The 17,567-nt window shown below is 42.7% G+C and carries 15 protein-coding genes; all 15 read left to right on the plus strand.

Features of this window, described 5'->3' with window-relative positions; all coding sequences use genetic code 11:
* The first annotated feature begins 6 nt into the window (after positions 1–6).
* The gene (locus H8S07_RS09985; protein ID WP_330598550.1) at positions 7–423 is read left to right on the plus strand and encodes a hypothetical protein; all 417 of its coding nucleotides are present in this window, start codon (positions 7–9) and stop codon (positions 421–423) included.
* A 234-nt stretch (positions 424–657) separates the two neighbouring features.
* Entirely contained in the window at positions 658–885 is a 228-nt protein-coding gene (locus H8S07_RS09990; RefSeq protein ID WP_005334838.1) for a hypothetical protein, read from the plus strand.
* 350 nt (positions 886–1,235) lie between these two features.
* On the plus strand, positions 1,236–1,370 hold the full coding sequence (locus H8S07_RS14645) for a hypothetical protein (protein ID WP_264294275.1): 135 nt from the start codon (positions 1,236–1,238) through the stop codon (positions 1,368–1,370).
* A gap of 174 nt (positions 1,371–1,544) precedes the next feature.
* The gene (locus H8S07_RS09995) at positions 1,545–2,165 is read left to right on the plus strand and encodes a sigma-70 family RNA polymerase sigma factor (protein ID WP_117639991.1); all 621 of its coding nucleotides are present in this window, start codon (positions 1,545–1,547) and stop codon (positions 2,163–2,165) included.
* 473 nt (positions 2,166–2,638) lie between these two features.
* Positions 2,639–7,900, plus strand: coding sequence for a SpaA isopeptide-forming pilin-related protein (locus H8S07_RS10000; protein ID WP_186855952.1), 5,262 nt, complete (start codon positions 2,639–2,641; stop codon positions 7,898–7,900).
* A 68-nt stretch (positions 7,901–7,968) separates the two neighbouring features.
* Positions 7,969–8,112, plus strand: a complete 144-nt coding sequence (locus tag H8S07_RS10005) for a hypothetical protein (RefSeq protein ID WP_164492145.1) — start codon at positions 7,969–7,971, stop codon at positions 8,110–8,112.
* Positions 8,102–8,380, plus strand: coding sequence for a hypothetical protein (locus H8S07_RS10010; RefSeq protein ID WP_005423569.1), 279 nt, complete (start codon positions 8,102–8,104; stop codon positions 8,378–8,380). Before H8S07_RS10005 ends, H8S07_RS10010 begins: the two co-directional genes overlap by 11 nt.
* On the plus strand, positions 8,381–8,944 hold the full coding sequence (locus tag H8S07_RS10015; RefSeq protein ID WP_114100248.1) for a PcfB family protein: 564 nt from the start codon (positions 8,381–8,383) through the stop codon (positions 8,942–8,944). It begins immediately after the preceding gene.
* Entirely contained in the window at positions 8,941–10,764 is a 1,824-nt protein-coding gene (locus H8S07_RS10020) for a VirD4-like conjugal transfer protein, CD1115 family (protein ID WP_118358487.1), read from the plus strand. The genes H8S07_RS10015 and H8S07_RS10020 overlap by 4 nt, the downstream gene beginning before the upstream one ends.
* A gap of 127 nt (positions 10,765–10,891) precedes the next feature.
* Positions 10,892–11,107 carry a Maff2 family mobile element protein gene (locus H8S07_RS10025; RefSeq protein WP_005334815.1) on the plus strand — a complete coding sequence of 72 codons (216 nt, stop codon included), beginning with the start codon at positions 10,892–10,894 and terminating at the stop codon, positions 11,105–11,107.
* A 19-nt stretch (positions 11,108–11,126) separates the two neighbouring features.
* Complete coding sequence (locus H8S07_RS10030; protein ID WP_015514791.1) at positions 11,127–11,999, plus strand: VirB6/TrbL-like conjugal transfer protein, CD1112 family; 873 nt, start codon at positions 11,127–11,129, stop codon at positions 11,997–11,999.
* Positions 12,000–12,021: 22 nt separating this feature from the next.
* Positions 12,022–12,411 (plus strand): PrgI family protein, encoded by a 390-nt coding sequence (locus H8S07_RS10035; RefSeq protein ID WP_005334813.1) that lies wholly within the window; start codon positions 12,022–12,024, stop codon positions 12,409–12,411.
* On the plus strand, positions 12,362–14,830 hold the full coding sequence (locus H8S07_RS10040; RefSeq protein WP_155857375.1) for a VirB4-like conjugal transfer ATPase, CD1110 family: 2,469 nt from the start codon (positions 12,362–12,364) through the stop codon (positions 14,828–14,830). The genes H8S07_RS10035 and H8S07_RS10040 overlap by 50 nt, the downstream gene beginning before the upstream one ends.
* Positions 14,814–15,272 (plus strand): hypothetical protein, encoded by a 459-nt coding sequence (locus tag H8S07_RS10045; RefSeq protein WP_029471606.1) that lies wholly within the window; start codon positions 14,814–14,816, stop codon positions 15,270–15,272. The genes H8S07_RS10040 and H8S07_RS10045 overlap by 17 nt, the downstream gene beginning before the upstream one ends.
* A gap of 51 nt (positions 15,273–15,323) precedes the next feature.
* Positions 15,324–17,567: a C40 family peptidase gene (locus H8S07_RS10050; protein ID WP_055055574.1), complete on the plus strand. Its 2,244-nt coding sequence runs from the start codon at positions 15,324–15,326 to the stop codon at positions 17,565–17,567.

Consider the following 17,567-nt stretch of genomic DNA (forward strand, 5'->3'; position numbering starts at 1 on the left):
CAAAAAGTGCTGGCAAGTGCATATCAACCGTATTTATATTTACCAAGACCGGTTTCCAGGAGACATCCCATGGATGTAGGACGCAGGGCAAAACAGTTTGCTCCATTTGCGGCACTTCGTGGACTGGATGAAACAATCCGGCAACAGGAAATCATTTATGAACCAAAAAGAGATTTATCTGAGGAAAAGAAAAATGAGTTGGATATGAAATTAAGGATCCTGGCATATGGAATGAAGATACAGGCAACTTATTTTCAAAAGCCATGGAAGAATCCATTAATTGGTCAGTACCATACATTATCTGGAACCGTAGAATTTTTTGATCCATCAGTCCACTTACGGATTGATGATACCGAGATTCAGATCCAGGACATCTGTGATCTGACTGGTGATGTATTTGAAACTATTGAAATATCATGTTAATTAATCACAGCGGAATTTTTTATACCGGAAAGAGTGTGTGGTAGCTGGTGGAAGGATAAAAAAGGATGCACAGATCGACAAAGCAGATCTGATCAGAATAGAAATCGTGCTGTTCGTGCAGCTTTGGCACTTACGGAATGGATGGCATGATGCTCATAAGGCGGATTTGATTTCCCTTTGGTCCGTTGAGTAATAAATGGAGAAATATCTTATTGCTTAAAGGAGGAAGCCTATATGGGATCAGGTGCTATTAAATGGCATGTACACTGCTCTGTATGCGGAGCATTTATTGAAAAGAGCGCACAAAGCGATTCAGAAGTGGAGTGCAAAAAATGTCGCAGTACATTGGAGATATTTGTAAAGGATGATATGGTGTCGGTTCGTCCGATCCACATCAGAGATGAACAATTAAAGTCCAGGATGCGGACGTATTCCCGAAAGATGATGAATCAGGGATCATAACAGAATAGAATGAGCTGTCTGTAGTAAGCGTTGGATTTGGCAGGAACCATCAAGAACGCACCAGACAGCAAGAGTTTGTCAAGGAGCTGAACCTGACTGGAATCACTAAGAGCCCGGCAAAACATTTACGGATACACTGCAAGATCAGAAGTATTTTCTGGTTTTGGAGATTGTTGAAGTATTTGTTTTGTCGGGCTTTTTTGACGTATTTCGAAAAAATTTTAAATTTTTTTGTCGTACCCCACTGTAAAACAGGCTCTCAGCGTTTCGTTATATAGAGGTTGAATTCTTTTTTGCAAAAAAATTGTAAATAGAGATTTTGATAATATGACACAAAGGAGGAAGCAAAGATGACCGAAATCGAATACCAGGAATTTGTAAGGCGTTGTCCTTACGATGCTATGGGCGATTATTCCATGTTTCGCAAACAGCAAGCAGAGAATAAATCAGAGTGCATTCAGTGCAAATCCCAAAATGAGCAGTAATCTAACATACTAATTATGTAAGCAGATTATGCGTTATCAAGGAGTCGCGGACTCCCGTTCAAAAAAAACGGGTGAGTTCGTGACCTCTTGTGCTGCAGTCCTTTATGTCTGTGCAGAAATTTCATAAAAGATGGAAAGAACCACCCGGAGCCGAAAGGCAGAAAGGTGGTCATTATGTTGACATTAAAAGAACTGAAGAAAATCGTGAAAGTTGCTGATATGGAGAAAAGAATCCCAAGCGTGAAATCCTTGAAAGAACACAAAGTTGTAGTAAAAGAAATGATCAATGCAGATACAACGATCTCTGTTTATGATCACGGATATGTGCTTTATACAGCGGGAAATCAATCAACCGTATTTCCGCTTCATAGTTGTGATGACTATGAATATGTGAGTGTAACTGGCGATAACAAGGAATTTAATAAAGAGTTCTTTGATAATGAAAACTGGTATATCCGTCTGCTGATGGAGGCTGAAGACCGTATGGCATACAGCCAGAGCAAAATCAGCACCAATCATGGTGTATTTTCTAACAGCGATGTTACAGATGATGCGGAGATTATGAGAGGATCTTCAAAAGATTTTGTTGACGATGTTATCGACAGAGAAATTCTGCATGCGCTGATCAAGGAATTGACAGAGAGGCAAAAGATGGTACTCAATCTGGTTTATTTCGAAGAAATGCGTCAGCAGGATGTCGCAGATTATCTGGGAATCAAACAGCAGAGTGTAAATGACCTCCTGAACAGGGCATTAAAAACGATGAAAAAAAAGGCGGAAAACGAAGAATTTTAAAAAAATTTCAAAAAAATTGAATTAGACCACTGTAAAACAGGCTCTGAGCGTTTCGTTATATGAAGGGTTTGCATAGAACACCTTCATGTACCTTGAAAAATGAATAGCCTGCCCGGAGTGATATTTGGTTTGAACATGCATAGAGCGAAAAGCTGCGTGTCTGCCAGAAGAAAACGTATCAGAGATGGAAACTGATATAGGAACGGATCCGGGAAAGAAAACAGGAAAACGCTTAAATCTTAAATCAAAATAAAATGTCTGAATCTGAAAAGAGGATGACAGTAGAAATCATGTGGCGGTATTTGTGACAAACAGGTACCGCCATATATTTGTGCTGTTATCTCAGCTTGTGCTGACTGTCCCAAATAGCGCAAATTTCAGGAAAGGAGGCGATCATCTTCGTATAAAAGATAATACGCAGACACGAACAGATAACCATACACAAAAAAATCAGAAAGGAAGGATTTAAGAGAATGAACGTGAAAAAGAAAGCACGCAGGGTGATGTCCGGTTTACTGACTGCAGTAACGGTTCTATCAACGGTACTCTCTCCCGCTGTTGCCTATGCTTCTGATGATGCCGGATCTGTAAAAAAGATTCCGTATTATGAGGAGATCAAGGATCAGTTGGATGAAGATGAAGTGGTAACTGCAAAGGATTATGAGATCAAGGTTGGAGACAATTTCGATGTAAAGAGTGATTATACCGGTCTTACGATTCAGGATGACAGCAAAGTAAAAGTTACATTTCAGGAAGCAAAAGATACGGACGGGAATGATTTTTCTACCGATTATGCCAATTCCTATAAGGCAGTCTATTATGTAGAACCACAGACAACGGATCACCCAACCTACCAGATCAATCGAAAGATCGTGGTAAAAGAAGCGGATCAACAGAAAGATTCGCAGTCAGAAAGTTCTTCTGATCAGGATGCTGGTTCTTCCGATAAGACAGAAACAGAGGATTCTGAGGCTGACTCGTCTACAGAGGAAACTGATGCTGCTGACACGGAGAGCAAAACAGAACTGACAGAAAAAGAATTTGATGCAGAGATCGAAGCAACGGAGGATCAGGAGACCGTTGATCCGGAAACAGGGATCACACTCTCAGAGGTTATGCAGGAAGCTGTTGACCAGGAAGTTGCTCTTGCAGATCTTGAAGCAGGCGAAAGTATTACTTTTGATATGCCAATGATGCTTGCTTCCGGTGAAACAGGAACAAAATCAGTCACAGTTACAGCCGGCTCCTGGTACTATTACGCAGACTATGGATTAGGTTCTTATCTGACTTGTCCATATTATGTGAAATGGGGAAGCATCAATGCGACAGCATACTGTGTTGAACCATCGAAAAAAGGACCGGGAAATGGAACTTATACGATCCAGAAACTTGCCGATGGAAAGACACTTGCAAAGGTCTGCTATTACGGAACAAAAGCAAGTGATGAGAATGGTTTCTTCGATGAGAAACATCCGGATTTTCCGGCAGGAAAGAGATTCATCATTACCCATCTTGCAGCAGCTTATGCAAATGGATCCAGTGACTGGGCATCCGGAACTAATGCAACAGGAAAGAACCTGGCAATGGAACTTTACAATTATTGTGTAAATATGCCGGACATTCCGTCTGTAGATATGAGCTTTTCTGAATCTAATGTAAAGGCTTATGTGGAAGGAAACAGCCAGCGAACAAGCGTAATCACATTCAAAGCAGATAAACTGCAGACAATCACATTTAAGTTGCCAAGCGGTGTAAAGCTTGTAAATGTGACAACCGGAAAAACAAGTGCTGCAGGGGCTAATGTGGAGATTTCCGGTGGTACAAAGTTCTATCTGATAGCACCACTTAATCAGGCAGAAAATGTCAGTGCTACTTTCTCTTCTAAGATGAAAGGAAGTATTGATAAGGAATATTCAGCCTATAAGATCACAACAGGATCTGGGACACAGGACCTGGCTCTTGTTTTCGGTGAAGGTGTCGGAAATGAGAAATATGTGGATTTTAAAGTAACCTGGACAAAAGAATGCAAAGTATCCATTGTAAAGAAAGATCAGGATACAGGAAATGCACTGGCTGGTGCAGTGTACGGGATCTATTCCGATGCTGCATGTACAAAGCTGATTGCAGAGATGCCTGCAACTGATCAGAATGGTGCTTCACAGCTCACAATGGAGAAAACACAGGAAGTTGTTTATCTGAAAGAAATCTCTGTTCCAACAGGGTATCAGATCGATACAAAGTCTTATAATGTGACTCTTGCTATCGGAAAGACAACGACCAAAAATGTAACAGACAAACGTGTAAATGCAAAGATCAACATTGCAAAACAGGATGCTGAGACAGGGAATGCAGCACAGGGTGATGCAACGCTGGAAGGTGCAGTATATGGCCTTTATGCAAGGGAAGATATTGTTCATCCGGATGGAAGAACCGGAACAATCCATAAGAAAGACAGCCTGATCACATCCCTGACAACGGATAAGAATGGCGAAGCTTCTGTATCGGATCTCTATCTTGGAAAGTATTATCTGAAAGAGCTTAGTGCTCCGGTGGGATACGTACTGGATCCGACAGAACATGAGGTGGACTGTACTTACGAAGGTGCTACTGTTCCGACAGTAGAAAGAACTTCTGTATGTAAAGAAACGGTCATCAAACAGCCATTTCAGATCATCAAGGCAGCAAACAACGGGAAGACCGATGCAGATCTTCTGCAGGGAGTTGGTTTTTCAGCATGGCTTGTCAGTGATCTGAAAGTAAAAGCAGATGGAAGTTATGATTTTGACTCAGCCAGACCAGTTGTACTGACTGCAGATGGCCAGGCAGAAATGTTTACCGATGAAAAAGGATATGCAAGATCGATTCCGCTTCCATATGGAACTTATGTGGTAAGAGAAACCACAAGCAAACACAACTATGCACCGGTTGATGATTTTATAGTGAAGATCACAGAGAATCATCCGGATACACCGCAGACATGGCGAGTGCTTCTGGATAAAGAATTCAAAGCAAAATTAAAGATTATCAAAAAGGATGCAGAAACACAGAAATCTGTACTCCTGGCTAATACTGAGTTCAAGGTATACGACCTGGATAATCAGAAATATGTGGAACAGACAACATCCTATCCGAAGCCAACGGTACACAAATCCTATTTCACAAATGAGGAAGGATACCTGGTACTGCCGAGAAATCTGAAACCTGGTAACTACAGGATTGAGGAAGTGACGGCACCCGATGGGTACACAATATCCAAAAACTATGTGACAGTTGCAGTTGATACAGATACTGCTTATCTGACCGATCCTGTCACAGGAGATGCAGTCATTGATGTGGAATATACCAATGCCCCGGTCAAAGGTCAGTTAAAGATCTATAAACAGGGTGAAGTGTTAAAGGGATTTGATAAGGACTTCCAGTATGAAATGGCTGGACTTGCAGGTGCTGAATTTGAAGTCTATGCGGCAGAGGATATTTATACTGCCGATCATCAGGTAGATGCAGATGGACAGAGAACTCTGTATTTTGCAAAGGATGCACTGGTAGCAACCGTCGCAACGGATGCAGATGGTTATGCAACCGTAAAGAATCTTCCACTTGGCAGGTACTATGTTAAAGAGAAGAATGCACCGGACACTTATGTGTTAAATACTGTACCGGAAAATGTCGAATTTGCTTATGCGGATCAGGATACTGCAGTGATCGAGAAAGAAATCTCTGTCACAGATGAACGACAGAAAGTGTCGATTACTGTCGAAAAACAGGATGCTGAGACAGGCAATACAGTAGCCGGAGCAGTGTTCGGTATTTACAATGCAAAAGACATTCAGACGAAAGATGGAAAAGTGATCGTCAAAGCAGATACTCTTTTACAGGAAATGACTTCTGATGAAAAAGGTCAGGCAGCATGTACACTGGATCTTCCACTTGGAAGCTATTATGTAAAAGAACTGAAAGCACCAGATGGATTCGTATCTTCGGATGAAGTACTGAGATTTGATGCTTCTTATCAGGGGCAGGATGTACAGACAGTAACATTAAAATCCGTAAAGAAGAACCAGCCGACAACTGTTGAGATCACAAAATCAGATGCAACAACCGGTGTAGAACTGGATGGAGCTTATCTGAAAGTAACGGATAAAGATGGAAATGTAGTAGATAGCTGGACATCTTCCAAAGATGCACCGCATGTGATCAAATATCTGAAAGTGGGTGAGACTTATACCCTACATGAAGAGTTTGCACCGCATGGTTATCTGGTAGCCAATGATGTGACATTCACAGTCAAAGATACCGGAGAGGTTCAGAAAGTGGAAATGAAGGACGAGGTACCGGTTGGTGAACTCATCATCAACAAAAAGGGAGAATTTCTGGATTCTGTTACACTGGCCGATAAGGTCAAAGGTGTGGTGGAACACATTTTCAACTATGTAACCGGAAAACTGACAGATGTTACGTTTGAAGTCTATGCTGAGGAAGACATTAAGGCTGCCGATGGCGTCAGTGACGATTACTATAAAAAGGATGAACTGATTGCAACGATCAAGACAGATGAAACCGGTATTGCAAAACTGGAAAATCTTCCACTTGGTAAATACTATGTGAAAGAAACAGGAACTGCTTACGGTCATGTACTGGATGGTGAGATCCGTCATGTAGATCTGACTTACGTGGATCAGAATACACCAGTTGTAGTCTATGACAAAGACTGGCAGAACAACCGCCAGAGAGTAGAAGTCACTGTACTTAAGAAAGAAAAAGATTCTGACCGTACATTGGAAGGCGCTATCTTTGGATTATTTGCCAAAGAAGACATTAAGTCTGAGACAACAGGTAAAGTCCTGATCGAAGCCGATGAGATCATTGAACTGAAATCTACGGATGAAGAAGGAAAGATCACATTTGTTGCAGATCTTCCAATAGGAGCAACTTACTATGTAAAAGAGCTCTATGCACCGGACGGATTCGTAACCAACGATGAAGTAAAGGAATTTACCTTTGAGTATGCAGGTGAGGATCAGCCGACAGTCACTTATGATTTTACCTTTGATAATCAGCCAACCGTCGTTGAATTTACCAAATCCAGTCTGACAACCGGAAAAGAACTTCCAGGATGTAAGCTGAAAGTGGTAGATGCTGATGGAAATATCGTGGATGAATGGACTTCCGGTAAAGAAGCACATGTGATCCGTGAGCTGACTGTCGGAAAAGAATACACACTGGTTGAAACAAAACCTGCTGATGGTTACGTGACAGCTGAAAGCGTGAAGTTCACGATCAAAGATACTGCCGATGTGCAGAAAGTTGAGATGAAGGATGATGTAACGAAGGTGAAAATCTCCAAACAGGATATCGCCGGAAAAGAACTTCCGGGAGCGAAACTCACAATCCTTGATCAGGATGGAAAAGTTGTGGAAAGCTGGACCAGTACAGAGAAAGCACATTACATCGAAATGCTTCCGATCGGAAAATACACTCTCCGTGAAGAAACAGCACCGGATGGCTATCTGGTTGCAAAAGATGTGGGATTCGAAGTAAAGGATACCAGTGAAGTACAGCATGTAACCATGGTAGATGAGGAAAAACCGGCAGAAAAGACACCGGAAGGTGGAAAACCTGTCAGTGATTCACCAAAGACTGGGGATAACACCAATCTGTGGCTGTGGTTTATGCTTCTCGGCATTGGTGCGACTGGTACAGGAGCCCTTGCATTTATGAGAAAAAAGAAACACTAATTAAATAAGAATGAGCGTTCATGGAAACCGAAAGGAATCTGTGGACGCTTTTTTAGATGGGAGAAACCATGAGAAATATCATTATTTTTGTTGCTCTTCTGGGAGCAGCGGCAATATTTACAGTTTTGTATTGTCTCATTGCTGCCGGAAGTCAGGCAGAGAAAAAACTGACAGAAATCATGAGAAAAGAGGAAGAACAGAATGAAGACTAATAAAGATCTGATCATAGAACCAAATGCAGCTATTGAGGGAAGAAAGTACAGCGAAGAAAAGCCATGGTCCTGCAAGTACTGTTACTGGTGGGGAGGAAAAAAGAAAGGCTGTAGCTTGAAACAGTGCCACTATCTGCTTCCGGAAAAGAAAAAAGCAGTAAAAACAACACCATGTGGTGGCTGTCCGTATGGAAAACATGTTCCATGCATCGGATATTGTATTGCCCGTCTTTATTCTGAGATGAAAGGAAAGAAAGGACGTGGGTAATTGCAGGAAGAAGTAAATCAGAAAGTGATCAGCCTGAGCATCCAGGGAGTCAAGATCACTGCCAGTGTGCTAAAAGCAGCCCTTCGGAAGTTCCTGGAAATGGACAACCGCAGGAAACAGAAAGCAACGCAGGTGAAAATGGCAGAAAAGACCGGACGGGCTCAGGAGAAAGGAAGGGAAAAAGCCCGAAAAAAGATTGAAAAGAAAAAGCCGCATGGAAAGCAGACCATCAAGCAGCTGAATGCACAGGGAGTACAGCTTTCCAACTTAAAGATCACAGATGAAAATATCAAATCCTTTGACCGTGTGGCAAGAAAATACGGCATTGATTACAGCTTGAAGAAAGAAGTTGGTGCTGATCCACCGAAATATCTGGTCTTCTTTAAGGCAAAAGACGTGGATGTGATGACAGCGGCTTTCCGGGAATATGCCGGAGTAGAACTGAAAAAGAAACAGGTGAAGAAACCATCTGTCAGAAAGAAACTGCAGAAATCTGTAGAAAGAAAAGCAAAGCACCGCCAGCGTGTGAAGCAGAGACAAAAATCCAGAGGTCAGGAACGATGATTAGGGAAAAATTACAGAAGATCCAGGTCAAACGGCTGGTGGTCTTAAATCTCCCATATTTCTTTATTTTCTATGTAGCAGATAAAGGATCCTGGCTGTACCGGCATTGCCTGGGAGAAAGCATGGTCCAGAGACTTGGCGTGATGTTAGTCAATTTCCGACTGGCATTTTTAAGCTGGCTGCCAAGTGTCGCTTTGCAGGACCTTGCAGTAGGTGTTCTGGTTGCAGGTGCATTAAAACTGGTGGTCTACTATCGTTCAAAAAATGCAAAGAAGTTCCGACAAGGTGTGGAGTATGGATCGGCCAGATGGGGAAATAGAAAAGATATCGAACCCTTCATGGATCCGGTCTTTGAAAACAATGTCATCCTCACAGAAACGGAACGTCTGACCATGAACAGCAGACCAAAAGCACCAAAGTATGCCCGAAATAAGAATGTGATTGTCATCGGTGGTTCCGGATCTGGTAAGACAAGATTCTATGTGAAGCCCAACCTTATGCAGATGACGGACCACGTATCCTATGTGGTCACTGATCCAAAGGGTACGATCATCGTTGAATGCGGGAAGATGCTAGTAAATGGAGGATACCGGATCAAGGTATTAAATACGATCAACTTTAAAAAGTCCATGCATTACAATCCGTTCCATTATATCCGGAGTGAAAAAGACATCTTGAAGCTGGTCAATACCATTATCGCGAATACCAAGGGTGAGGGCGAAAAATCCAATGAAGATTTCTGGGTCAAAGCGGAACGTCTCTTGTATTCTGCACTGATCGGATACATCTGGTATGAGGCACCAGAGGAAGAACAGAACTTTTCTACTCTGTTGGAATTTATCAATGCCAGTGAGACCAGGGAGGATGATGAAGAATTTAAAAATGCAGTGGATGAATTGTTTGAAGAGCTGGAAGCAGAAAATCCAGAACACTTTGCAGTAAGGCAATATCGCAAGTACAAGCTTGCTGCCGGCAAAACTGCAAAATCGATTTTGATTTCCTGTGGTGCCAGACTTGCACCATTTGATATTCAGGAACTAAGAGAAATCATGTCCTATGACGAGATGGAACTGGATATGATCGGTGATCAGAGAACAGCTATGTTTGTCATCATCAGTGATACAGATGACACATTCAACTTTGTGGTAGCAATCATGTACACCCAGCTCTTTAACCTGCTTTGTGATAAAGCGGATGATGAGCATGGAGGCAGGCTTCCCTATCATGTACGACTGCTTCTTGATGAGTTCAGCAATATCGGACAGATCCCAAAATTCGACAAATTGATTGCTACGATCCGAAGCAGGGAAATCTCCGCTTCTATCATTCTGCAGTCACAATCTCAGCTGAAAACAATCTATAAGGATGCGGCTGAGACGATCACGGGTAACTGTGACACCGTTCTTTTCCTGGGTGGAAAGGAAAGTTCCACACTGAAAGAAATATCAGAAACCCTGGGAAAGGAAACCATAGATCTTTACAACACATCAGACACCAGAGGCAGCAACCGGTCCTATGGGCTGAATTATCAAAAGACTGGAAAAGAACTGATGAGTAGAGATGAGCTGGCGGTCATGGATGGAGAAAAATGTATCTTACAGCTTCGTGGAGTCCGGCCGTTTTTAAGCAACAAATATGACATCACAAAGCATAAACGGTACAAAGAGCTTGCCGATTTTAATAAGAATAATGCGTTTGATGTCGAAAAGTATCTGGCACACCGACTGGTGATGTCCGAAGATACAGAATTTGAAATGTATGAAGTAACTGTAACACAAGAAGACGTATCAGCGATTGAAGCTGAGGAAGGTGAGGACTGATATGAAAGAAAGAATTCGAGCACCCTGCTACTACTGATAAGGATACAAAAAGGTCTGAATAAAAGGGAAAGGAGTAGAGCCAAACGCTTACAGACCATAAGAAAAGCGTTTGTTCATACATTTGATTATGGCTTTTTTTAGCAGTGCAATCAATATCCTTCAGACACTGGTCGTTGCAATCGGTGCCGGTCTTGGTGTCTGGGGCGTAATCAACCTGATGGAAGGTTATGGAAACGACAACCCGGGTGCAAAATCCCAGGGAATTAAGCAGCTGATGAGCGGTGGTGGTGTTATCCTGATCGGAACACAGCTGATCCCGCTTCTGAGTGGATTATTTGGTTAAGAGAAAGGAGTAGAGATCCATGTTCAGTCAGATTTTTGATGCGATTGAGGAATGGATGAGGGAACTCTTAACCGGGATGATCACTTCCAATCTAGATACGATGTTTACTGATGTCAATCAAAAGACCGGTGAGATCGCCACCCAGGTTGGACAGACCCCGCAAGGGTGGAACGGCAGCATATTCAGTATGATCCGGAACCTATCGGATTCTGTGATCATGCCGATCGCAGGTATTATTATCACACTCGTACTCTGTTATGAATTGATTTCTATGCTGACCGAGCGCAACAACATGCATGATATTGATACCTGGATGTTTTTCAAGTACTTCGTAAAAATGTGGATCGCTGTATATCTGGTGAGTAACACATTTACGATCACAATGGCGGTATTCGATGTGGGCCAGCACGTAGTTAATTCTGCGGCCGGTGTTATCACAGGAAGTACCGCCATTGATATTTCTTCGGCATTGACGGATCTTTCCGCAACCCTGGAAAGTATGGAAATCGGAGAACTTGTTGTATTGGCGCTGGAAACCCTTATCGCTGGCTTCTGTATGAGAATCCTGTCTGTACTGATCACAGTGATTATGTATGGACGTATGATAGAGATTTACCTATATACCTCAGTTGCGCCGATTCCATTCGCAACTATGAGTAACAGAGAATGGGGACAGATCGGCACGAATTATTTCAGAGGACTCTTTGCCCTGGCTTTCCAGGCATTTCTGATGATGGTATGCGTTGCAATCTATGCAGTGCTTGTTGCAGGTATCCAGTATTCAGATAATCTGAGTTCTTCATTATTTGGCGTTATGGCTTACACGGTGATCTTATGTTACAGCCTCTTTAAGACGGCATCCTTAAGTAAGTCGATATTTAACGCGCACTAAATTACAGGAAGGAGTGAAAATCATGGCATATGTCAGCGTACCGAAAGATTTAACGAAGGTAAAGAATAAAGTAGCATTTAACCTGACCAAAAGACAGCTGATCTGTATCGGGATAGGTGCTGCAATGGGAATTCCAAGCTATTTTCTCTTGCGTAATGTGATGGGAAACAGTAATGCAGCAACGGTCATGGTGCTTTTAATGTTACCGGCATTTTTATTTGCCATGTACGAAAAAGACGGGATGCATCTGGAAGATGTTCTGATGCATATGATCCGGGTGAAGTTTCTTCGTCCGCCCGTCAGAAAATATGAAACTGAAAACTATTATGAGACAGATCCGGAACAGATCAGACAGTCTCCGGATGCAGGAAAACCGAAAGGGGGAAAAACGGTTGCGAAAAAAGAAAAATAAGAAAACTGTCGCAGATACCGGATACAAAAAAGTAGACAGAAAAGAGAAAAAGAAAAAAGAAAAGCAGGAAGAGAAACGCAGGCAGAAAAAACTGTCCGTCCAGCAGTCGATCGCTTATAAGGAAATGGGAAGAGATGGAATCTGCAGGGTACAGGGAAAAACTTATTCTAAGTGTATCCGCTTTTATGACATCAACTACCAGCTGGCTCAGAATGAAGATAAAAATGCAATCTTTGAAAACTGGTGTGATTTCCTCAATTACTTTGATGCCAGTATCCATTTTCAGCTGAGCTTTATCAATCATAAGAGCAGCATGAAGGAGTTTGAGCAGGTGATCCAGATCCGGCCACAGGAGGATGCTTTTGATGATGTTCGCATGGAATATGCAAAGATGTTGAAACAGCAGTTGGCAAAAGGAAACAACGGTCTGGTGAAGTCAAAATATATCACATTTGCCATTGAAGCAGAAAATATCCGGGAGGCAAAACCAAAGCTGGAACGTATCGAGTCGGATATCCTGAATAACTTTAAGATCCTGGGAGTTCCGGCATATCCGCTGAATGGCGTGGAACGTCTGCAGATCCTGTATGAGACATTCAATCCGGATGTGATGACAGATTTCCAGTTTGACTATGGATCCATGATCCGGACAGGACTCAATACAAAGGATTATGTGGCACCGACCAGTTTTGTGTTCCGGGACAGAAATACATTCCAGATGGGAAATACCATCGGGGCTGTCTCCTATCTGCAGATCCTGGCGCCGGAGCTTACGGATAAGATGCTGGCAGAATTTCTGGATATTGATAAGAACCTGATCGTCAACCTGCATGTGCAGTCGGTGGATCAGATGAAGGCAATCAAGCTGGTAAAAAGCAAAGTGACGGATATCAATCGTATGAAAATCGAAGAACAGAAAAAAGCAGTCCGGGCCGGATATGATATGGATATTATCCCATCGGATCTGAACACGTATGGAGGAGAAGCGAAAAGGCTTCTGGAAGACCTGCAGTCACGAAATGAGCGTATGTTCCTTGTAACAGCGCTCTTTTTAAATAGCGCAAAGACAAAGCAGGCACTGGATAATGCCATCTTCCAGACTGCCGGTATCGCCCAGAAATATAACTGTGTACTGAAACGTCTGGATTATCAGCAGGAAGAAGGACTTATGAGTAGTGTTCCGTTGGGAGTAAATCATATCCCGATCAAGCGGGCTCTTACGACTACCAGCACAGCAATCTTTGTTCCATTTACGACACAGGAACTATTTATGGCGGGAGAATCCTTATATTACGGATTGAATGCCCTTAGTAACAACATGATTATGGTGGATCGTAAAAAGCTGAAAAACCCGAATGGATTGATTCTTGGTACACCTGGATCCGGTAAATCCTTTGCAGCAAAAAGAGAGATCACCAATGCGTTCTTTGTTACGAAGGATGACATTATCATCGGAGATCCGGAGGGCGAGTATTACCCGCTGGTCCATGCACTTGGCGGACAGGTAGTACACATCTCACCAACCAGTAAGGATTATATCAATCCGATGGATATCAATATGGATTATTCCGATGATGACAATCCACTTGGTGTGAAATCTGATTTTGTCCTGTCATTATGTGAGCTAATCATGGGAAGCAGGGATGGTATTGAAGCAGAGGAAAAATCAGTGATCGACCGTTGTCTTCCACTGGTGTATCAGAAGTACTTTGCAGATCCAAAACCGGAAAACATGCCGGTCCTCGGTGACCTGTATGACTGCCTCAGAAAGCAGAAAGAACCACAGGCCCAGAGAATTGCAACAGCACTGGAAATCTATGTAAATGGATCACTGAAAGTATTCAACCATAGAACCAATGTGGAACTGAATAATCGAATTGTCTGTTTTGATATCAAAGAGCTTGGAAAGCAGCTGAAGAAAATCGGAATGCTCATCGTCCAGGATCAGGTATGGAACAGAGTTACGATCAACCGTGGCATCAAATCCACCAGGTACTACATCGATGAGTTCCACCTTCTGCTCAAAGAAGAACAGACAGCAGCTTATTCCGTAGAAATCTGGAAGAGATTCCGTAAATGGGGAGGTGTACCGACTGGTATCACTCAGAACATTAAGGATCTTCTTGCCAGCAGGGAGATTGAAAATATCTTTGAGAACAGTGATTTTATCCTGATGCTGAACCAGGCTGCAGGTGACAGACAGATCCTTGCAAAACAGCTGAATATTTCCCCATATCAGTTGTCTTATGTGACGAATTCCGGGGAAGGTGAAGGACTTCTTTTCTATGGAACAACGATCATTCCATTTAAGGATAAGTTCGATAAGACATTGAAATTATATGGTCTGATGACCACGAAGCCCGAGGAAACATTGAAACGAGATAAAGAAATGAGGGATGCAAATGAAGGAAATCGATAAGATCCGAATCAAGCAGTGGAATCAGGACAATCCTTACATTCAGATGAAAAATCTGGAAAATGTGCAGCCAGGATACCGTGTTCATACAGTCAATGATGATCATCATCTGTATGAACTTCCGCTGGAAACACAGAACATTATCCTTGACTGGGTATTCTGGAATTTTTATCCGGCACAGAAAATCTATCCGCATCTTACCAGTGATGATCTGAAAGAAGTTCTGTATAAACGTACCCAGATCCATCTGCACAACAATCAGTTCAAGGAGGCTATGCTGATCAATGGTTTCTGGCCGAGAGATCCGAGTGAATTGAATTGGGTATTTCATATCCAGGCGAGCTCTCCAGCAATCAGGACACAGGCAGATGGTTATCCTGGTATCCCGATTATAGGACGCCAGGAACTGAATGAGTACAGAAAGAAAAGTTGTGCCAGGAGGTGATGACCTATAGCTGGAAAAGAATTTAAAGGCAAAGATAAAAAGGTCGCAAAGATGACCAGAGATGGTCTGATAGAAGAAAATCTCCGTGATGGCAGCATAAAAGATATCAGTCACAGGAGTCGGGGGCGACCGGAAAATAAAGAAGAATTTGTTCCTGAACGGGAACGAAAAAAGGCTGAAAATGAAGATACAAAATCGGGAAAAGGAAAACGACTGCAGATGGAGAAAGTCCGTAAATCTTCTGTCCGGCAGGAAGCTGTTGAGGATACAGTTGAAGTTACACCGGAAGAAAAAGTATCCGGATATCGAAAGAAACTGCATCGTTATGAAAAAATCCCGGATGATGATAATAATCTGAACAGCCAAAAGAAATCCATTCGGAAGAAACAGTTGCAAAAACAGATGACCAAAGAACAGGCAAAAGCTGGAAGATTATCTTTTGATGATGAAGGAAATCAGATGGTGAAAGGTGCTGGCATGAAACCGGGAGGGACAGCCGGGAAATACATTGCTACACAAGCTGTTATATCTGGCATGAAAGCAGTCTCTTCCGAAGAGGAAGAAACAGATGAAAATGCAGGTGTGGAAAGTGCCAGACTTGTAGAGCGTGAAACAGAAGATGCGTTACGTGGTCTGCGTCATGCTCAGATCCGCAGCAAACGGACGGATGTGAAAACCCATCGCAGAGGTTATCGTGAGGCTACCGTAGAAAAGAAACTGAAATTTGGTTCTGCAGAAAGTATGGAAGGAGTCAAGAATGCAGAAACGGTAAAGAAAGCCGAACAAAAGAGACATTTCTATAACCGCTTCTTCCAGAAAAAACGATATAAGGATGCTTACCGGGCAGCCAGAGCCGGAAAATCCGCTGGCAGTCTGGGTGGAGCAACAACCATTGCCGGTGTCGAGAACATGACGGTAAAAGCAAAGATCGCCTTGAAAGAGATCATAAAGCGTAATCGTGCCATGTTCGCAGGCATCGGTATTTTTGCGCTTCTTTTTCTTGTCATAGCGGTATCTCTGGGGAGCTGCAGTGCTTCTATCGAGGGTGCTGGATCTGTGATCGGTATTACAACGTATCCAAGTTCAGACGAGGATATTTATGCTGCCGAAAACAGATATGCTGCTTTGGAAAGTGCCTTGAATCAGCAGATCAATGAGATGGAACGAAGACATCCAAATTATGACGAGTATCAGTACAACATTGCTGAGATTGGTCATAATCCATATCATCTTATCTCGTATCTTACTGCAAAATATGGAGACTGGACGTACTCAGATGTTGAAAACGAGCTGCAAGCACTTTTTGAAGCACAATATCATCTGAATACGGAAGGTCGAACAGAAACGGTGACAGAAACCAGAAATGTTCGAGTCGGAGAATCATTAGGACAGGTAGTGACCAGCGGATATTGTAACTGTCGAATCTGTTGTGGTGTATGGTCCGGAGGTCCAACTGCTAGTGGTGCATATCCAACTGCAAACCATACCATTGCTGTAGATGCTTCCAATCCATTTGTGCCGATTGGCACTAAGGTAGTAATGAATGGTGTGGAATACACAGTTGAGGATACCGGAGCCTTTGCACGATATGGTGTGCAGTTTGACGTTTACTATGATAACCATGCTGCCGCTTCTGCTCATGGACATCAGACCTGGGAAGCCTATATCGCAGATGACAATGGCAGTCAGGAAGTAACGGTTACCAGTACAAGCACTAAGAAGATTCTATATGTGACACTGACAAATGGAAGCTTTGACGCTGTGGCAAGAGCCAATCTGAATGCGGAGCAGCTGATCATCTATAATGCATTAAATACGACCTATGGAAACAGAAATTATCTGTGGGATGTAAACAATGTGACCAGTGGATCAGGCGGTAATGGAATGAGTTATGAGATTCCACCGGAAGCACTGCAGGATGAAGAATTTGCCCGGATGATCCGAGAAGCAGAAAAATATCTGGGAGTACCTTATGTATGGGGTGGCTACTCTCCATCTGGATTTGACTGCTCAGGTTTCGTATCCTATGTCATTAACCATTGTGGTAATGGCTGGAACTATGGACGGTTGACCGCAGAAGGATTAAGAGGCGTATGTACTTATGTATCACCGGGAGAAGCAAAACCAGGAGATCTGATTTTCTTCCAGGGAACGTATAACACATCCGGTGCAAGCCATGTGGGTATCTATGTCGGTAACAATATGATGATCCATTGCGGGGATCCGATCCATTACTCAAATATCAGCACATCCTACTGGCAGCAACATTTCATGTGCTTTGGAAGACTGCCATAA

This window comes from Dorea hominis (assembly GCF_014287705.1).
Lineage (GTDB): Bacteria > Bacillota > Clostridia > Lachnospirales > Lachnospiraceae > Dorea_D > Dorea_D hominis.

Excerpts from the sequence above, each read along its gene's own strand:
- H8S07_RS14645 (WP_264294275.1), top strand. The coding sequence starts at position 1,236 with ATGACCGAAATCGAATACCAGGAATTTGTAAGGCGTTGTCCTTACGAT.
- H8S07_RS10040 (WP_155857375.1), top strand. The coding sequence starts at position 12,362 with ATGCAGGAAAACCGAAAGGGGGAAAAACGGTTGCGAAAAAAGAAAAAT.
- H8S07_RS10045 (WP_029471606.1), top strand. The coding sequence starts at position 14,814 with ATGAAGGAAATCGATAAGATCCGAATCAAGCAGTGGAATCAGGACAAT.
- H8S07_RS10035 (WP_005334813.1), top strand. The coding sequence starts at position 12,022 with ATGGCATATGTCAGCGTACCGAAAGATTTAACGAAGGTAAAGAATAAA.
- H8S07_RS10010 (WP_005423569.1), top strand. The coding sequence starts at position 8,102 with ATGAAGACTAATAAAGATCTGATCATAGAACCAAATGCAGCTATTGAG.
- H8S07_RS10030 (WP_015514791.1), top strand. The coding sequence starts at position 11,127 with ATGTTCAGTCAGATTTTTGATGCGATTGAGGAATGGATGAGGGAACTC.
- H8S07_RS10020 (WP_118358487.1), top strand. The coding sequence starts at position 8,941 with ATGATTAGGGAAAAATTACAGAAGATCCAGGTCAAACGGCTGGTGGTC.
- H8S07_RS10050 (WP_055055574.1), top strand. The coding sequence starts at position 15,324 with ATGACCAGAGATGGTCTGATAGAAGAAAATCTCCGTGATGGCAGCATA.
- H8S07_RS10005 (WP_164492145.1), top strand. The coding sequence starts at position 7,969 with ATGAGAAATATCATTATTTTTGTTGCTCTTCTGGGAGCAGCGGCAATA.
- H8S07_RS10025 (WP_005334815.1), top strand. The coding sequence starts at position 10,892 with ATGGCTTTTTTTAGCAGTGCAATCAATATCCTTCAGACACTGGTCGTT.
- H8S07_RS09995 (WP_117639991.1), top strand. The coding sequence starts at position 1,545 with ATGTTGACATTAAAAGAACTGAAGAAAATCGTGAAAGTTGCTGATATG.
- H8S07_RS10000 (WP_186855952.1), top strand. The coding sequence starts at position 2,639 with ATGAACGTGAAAAAGAAAGCACGCAGGGTGATGTCCGGTTTACTGACT.
- H8S07_RS09990 (WP_005334838.1), top strand. The coding sequence starts at position 658 with ATGGGATCAGGTGCTATTAAATGGCATGTACACTGCTCTGTATGCGGA.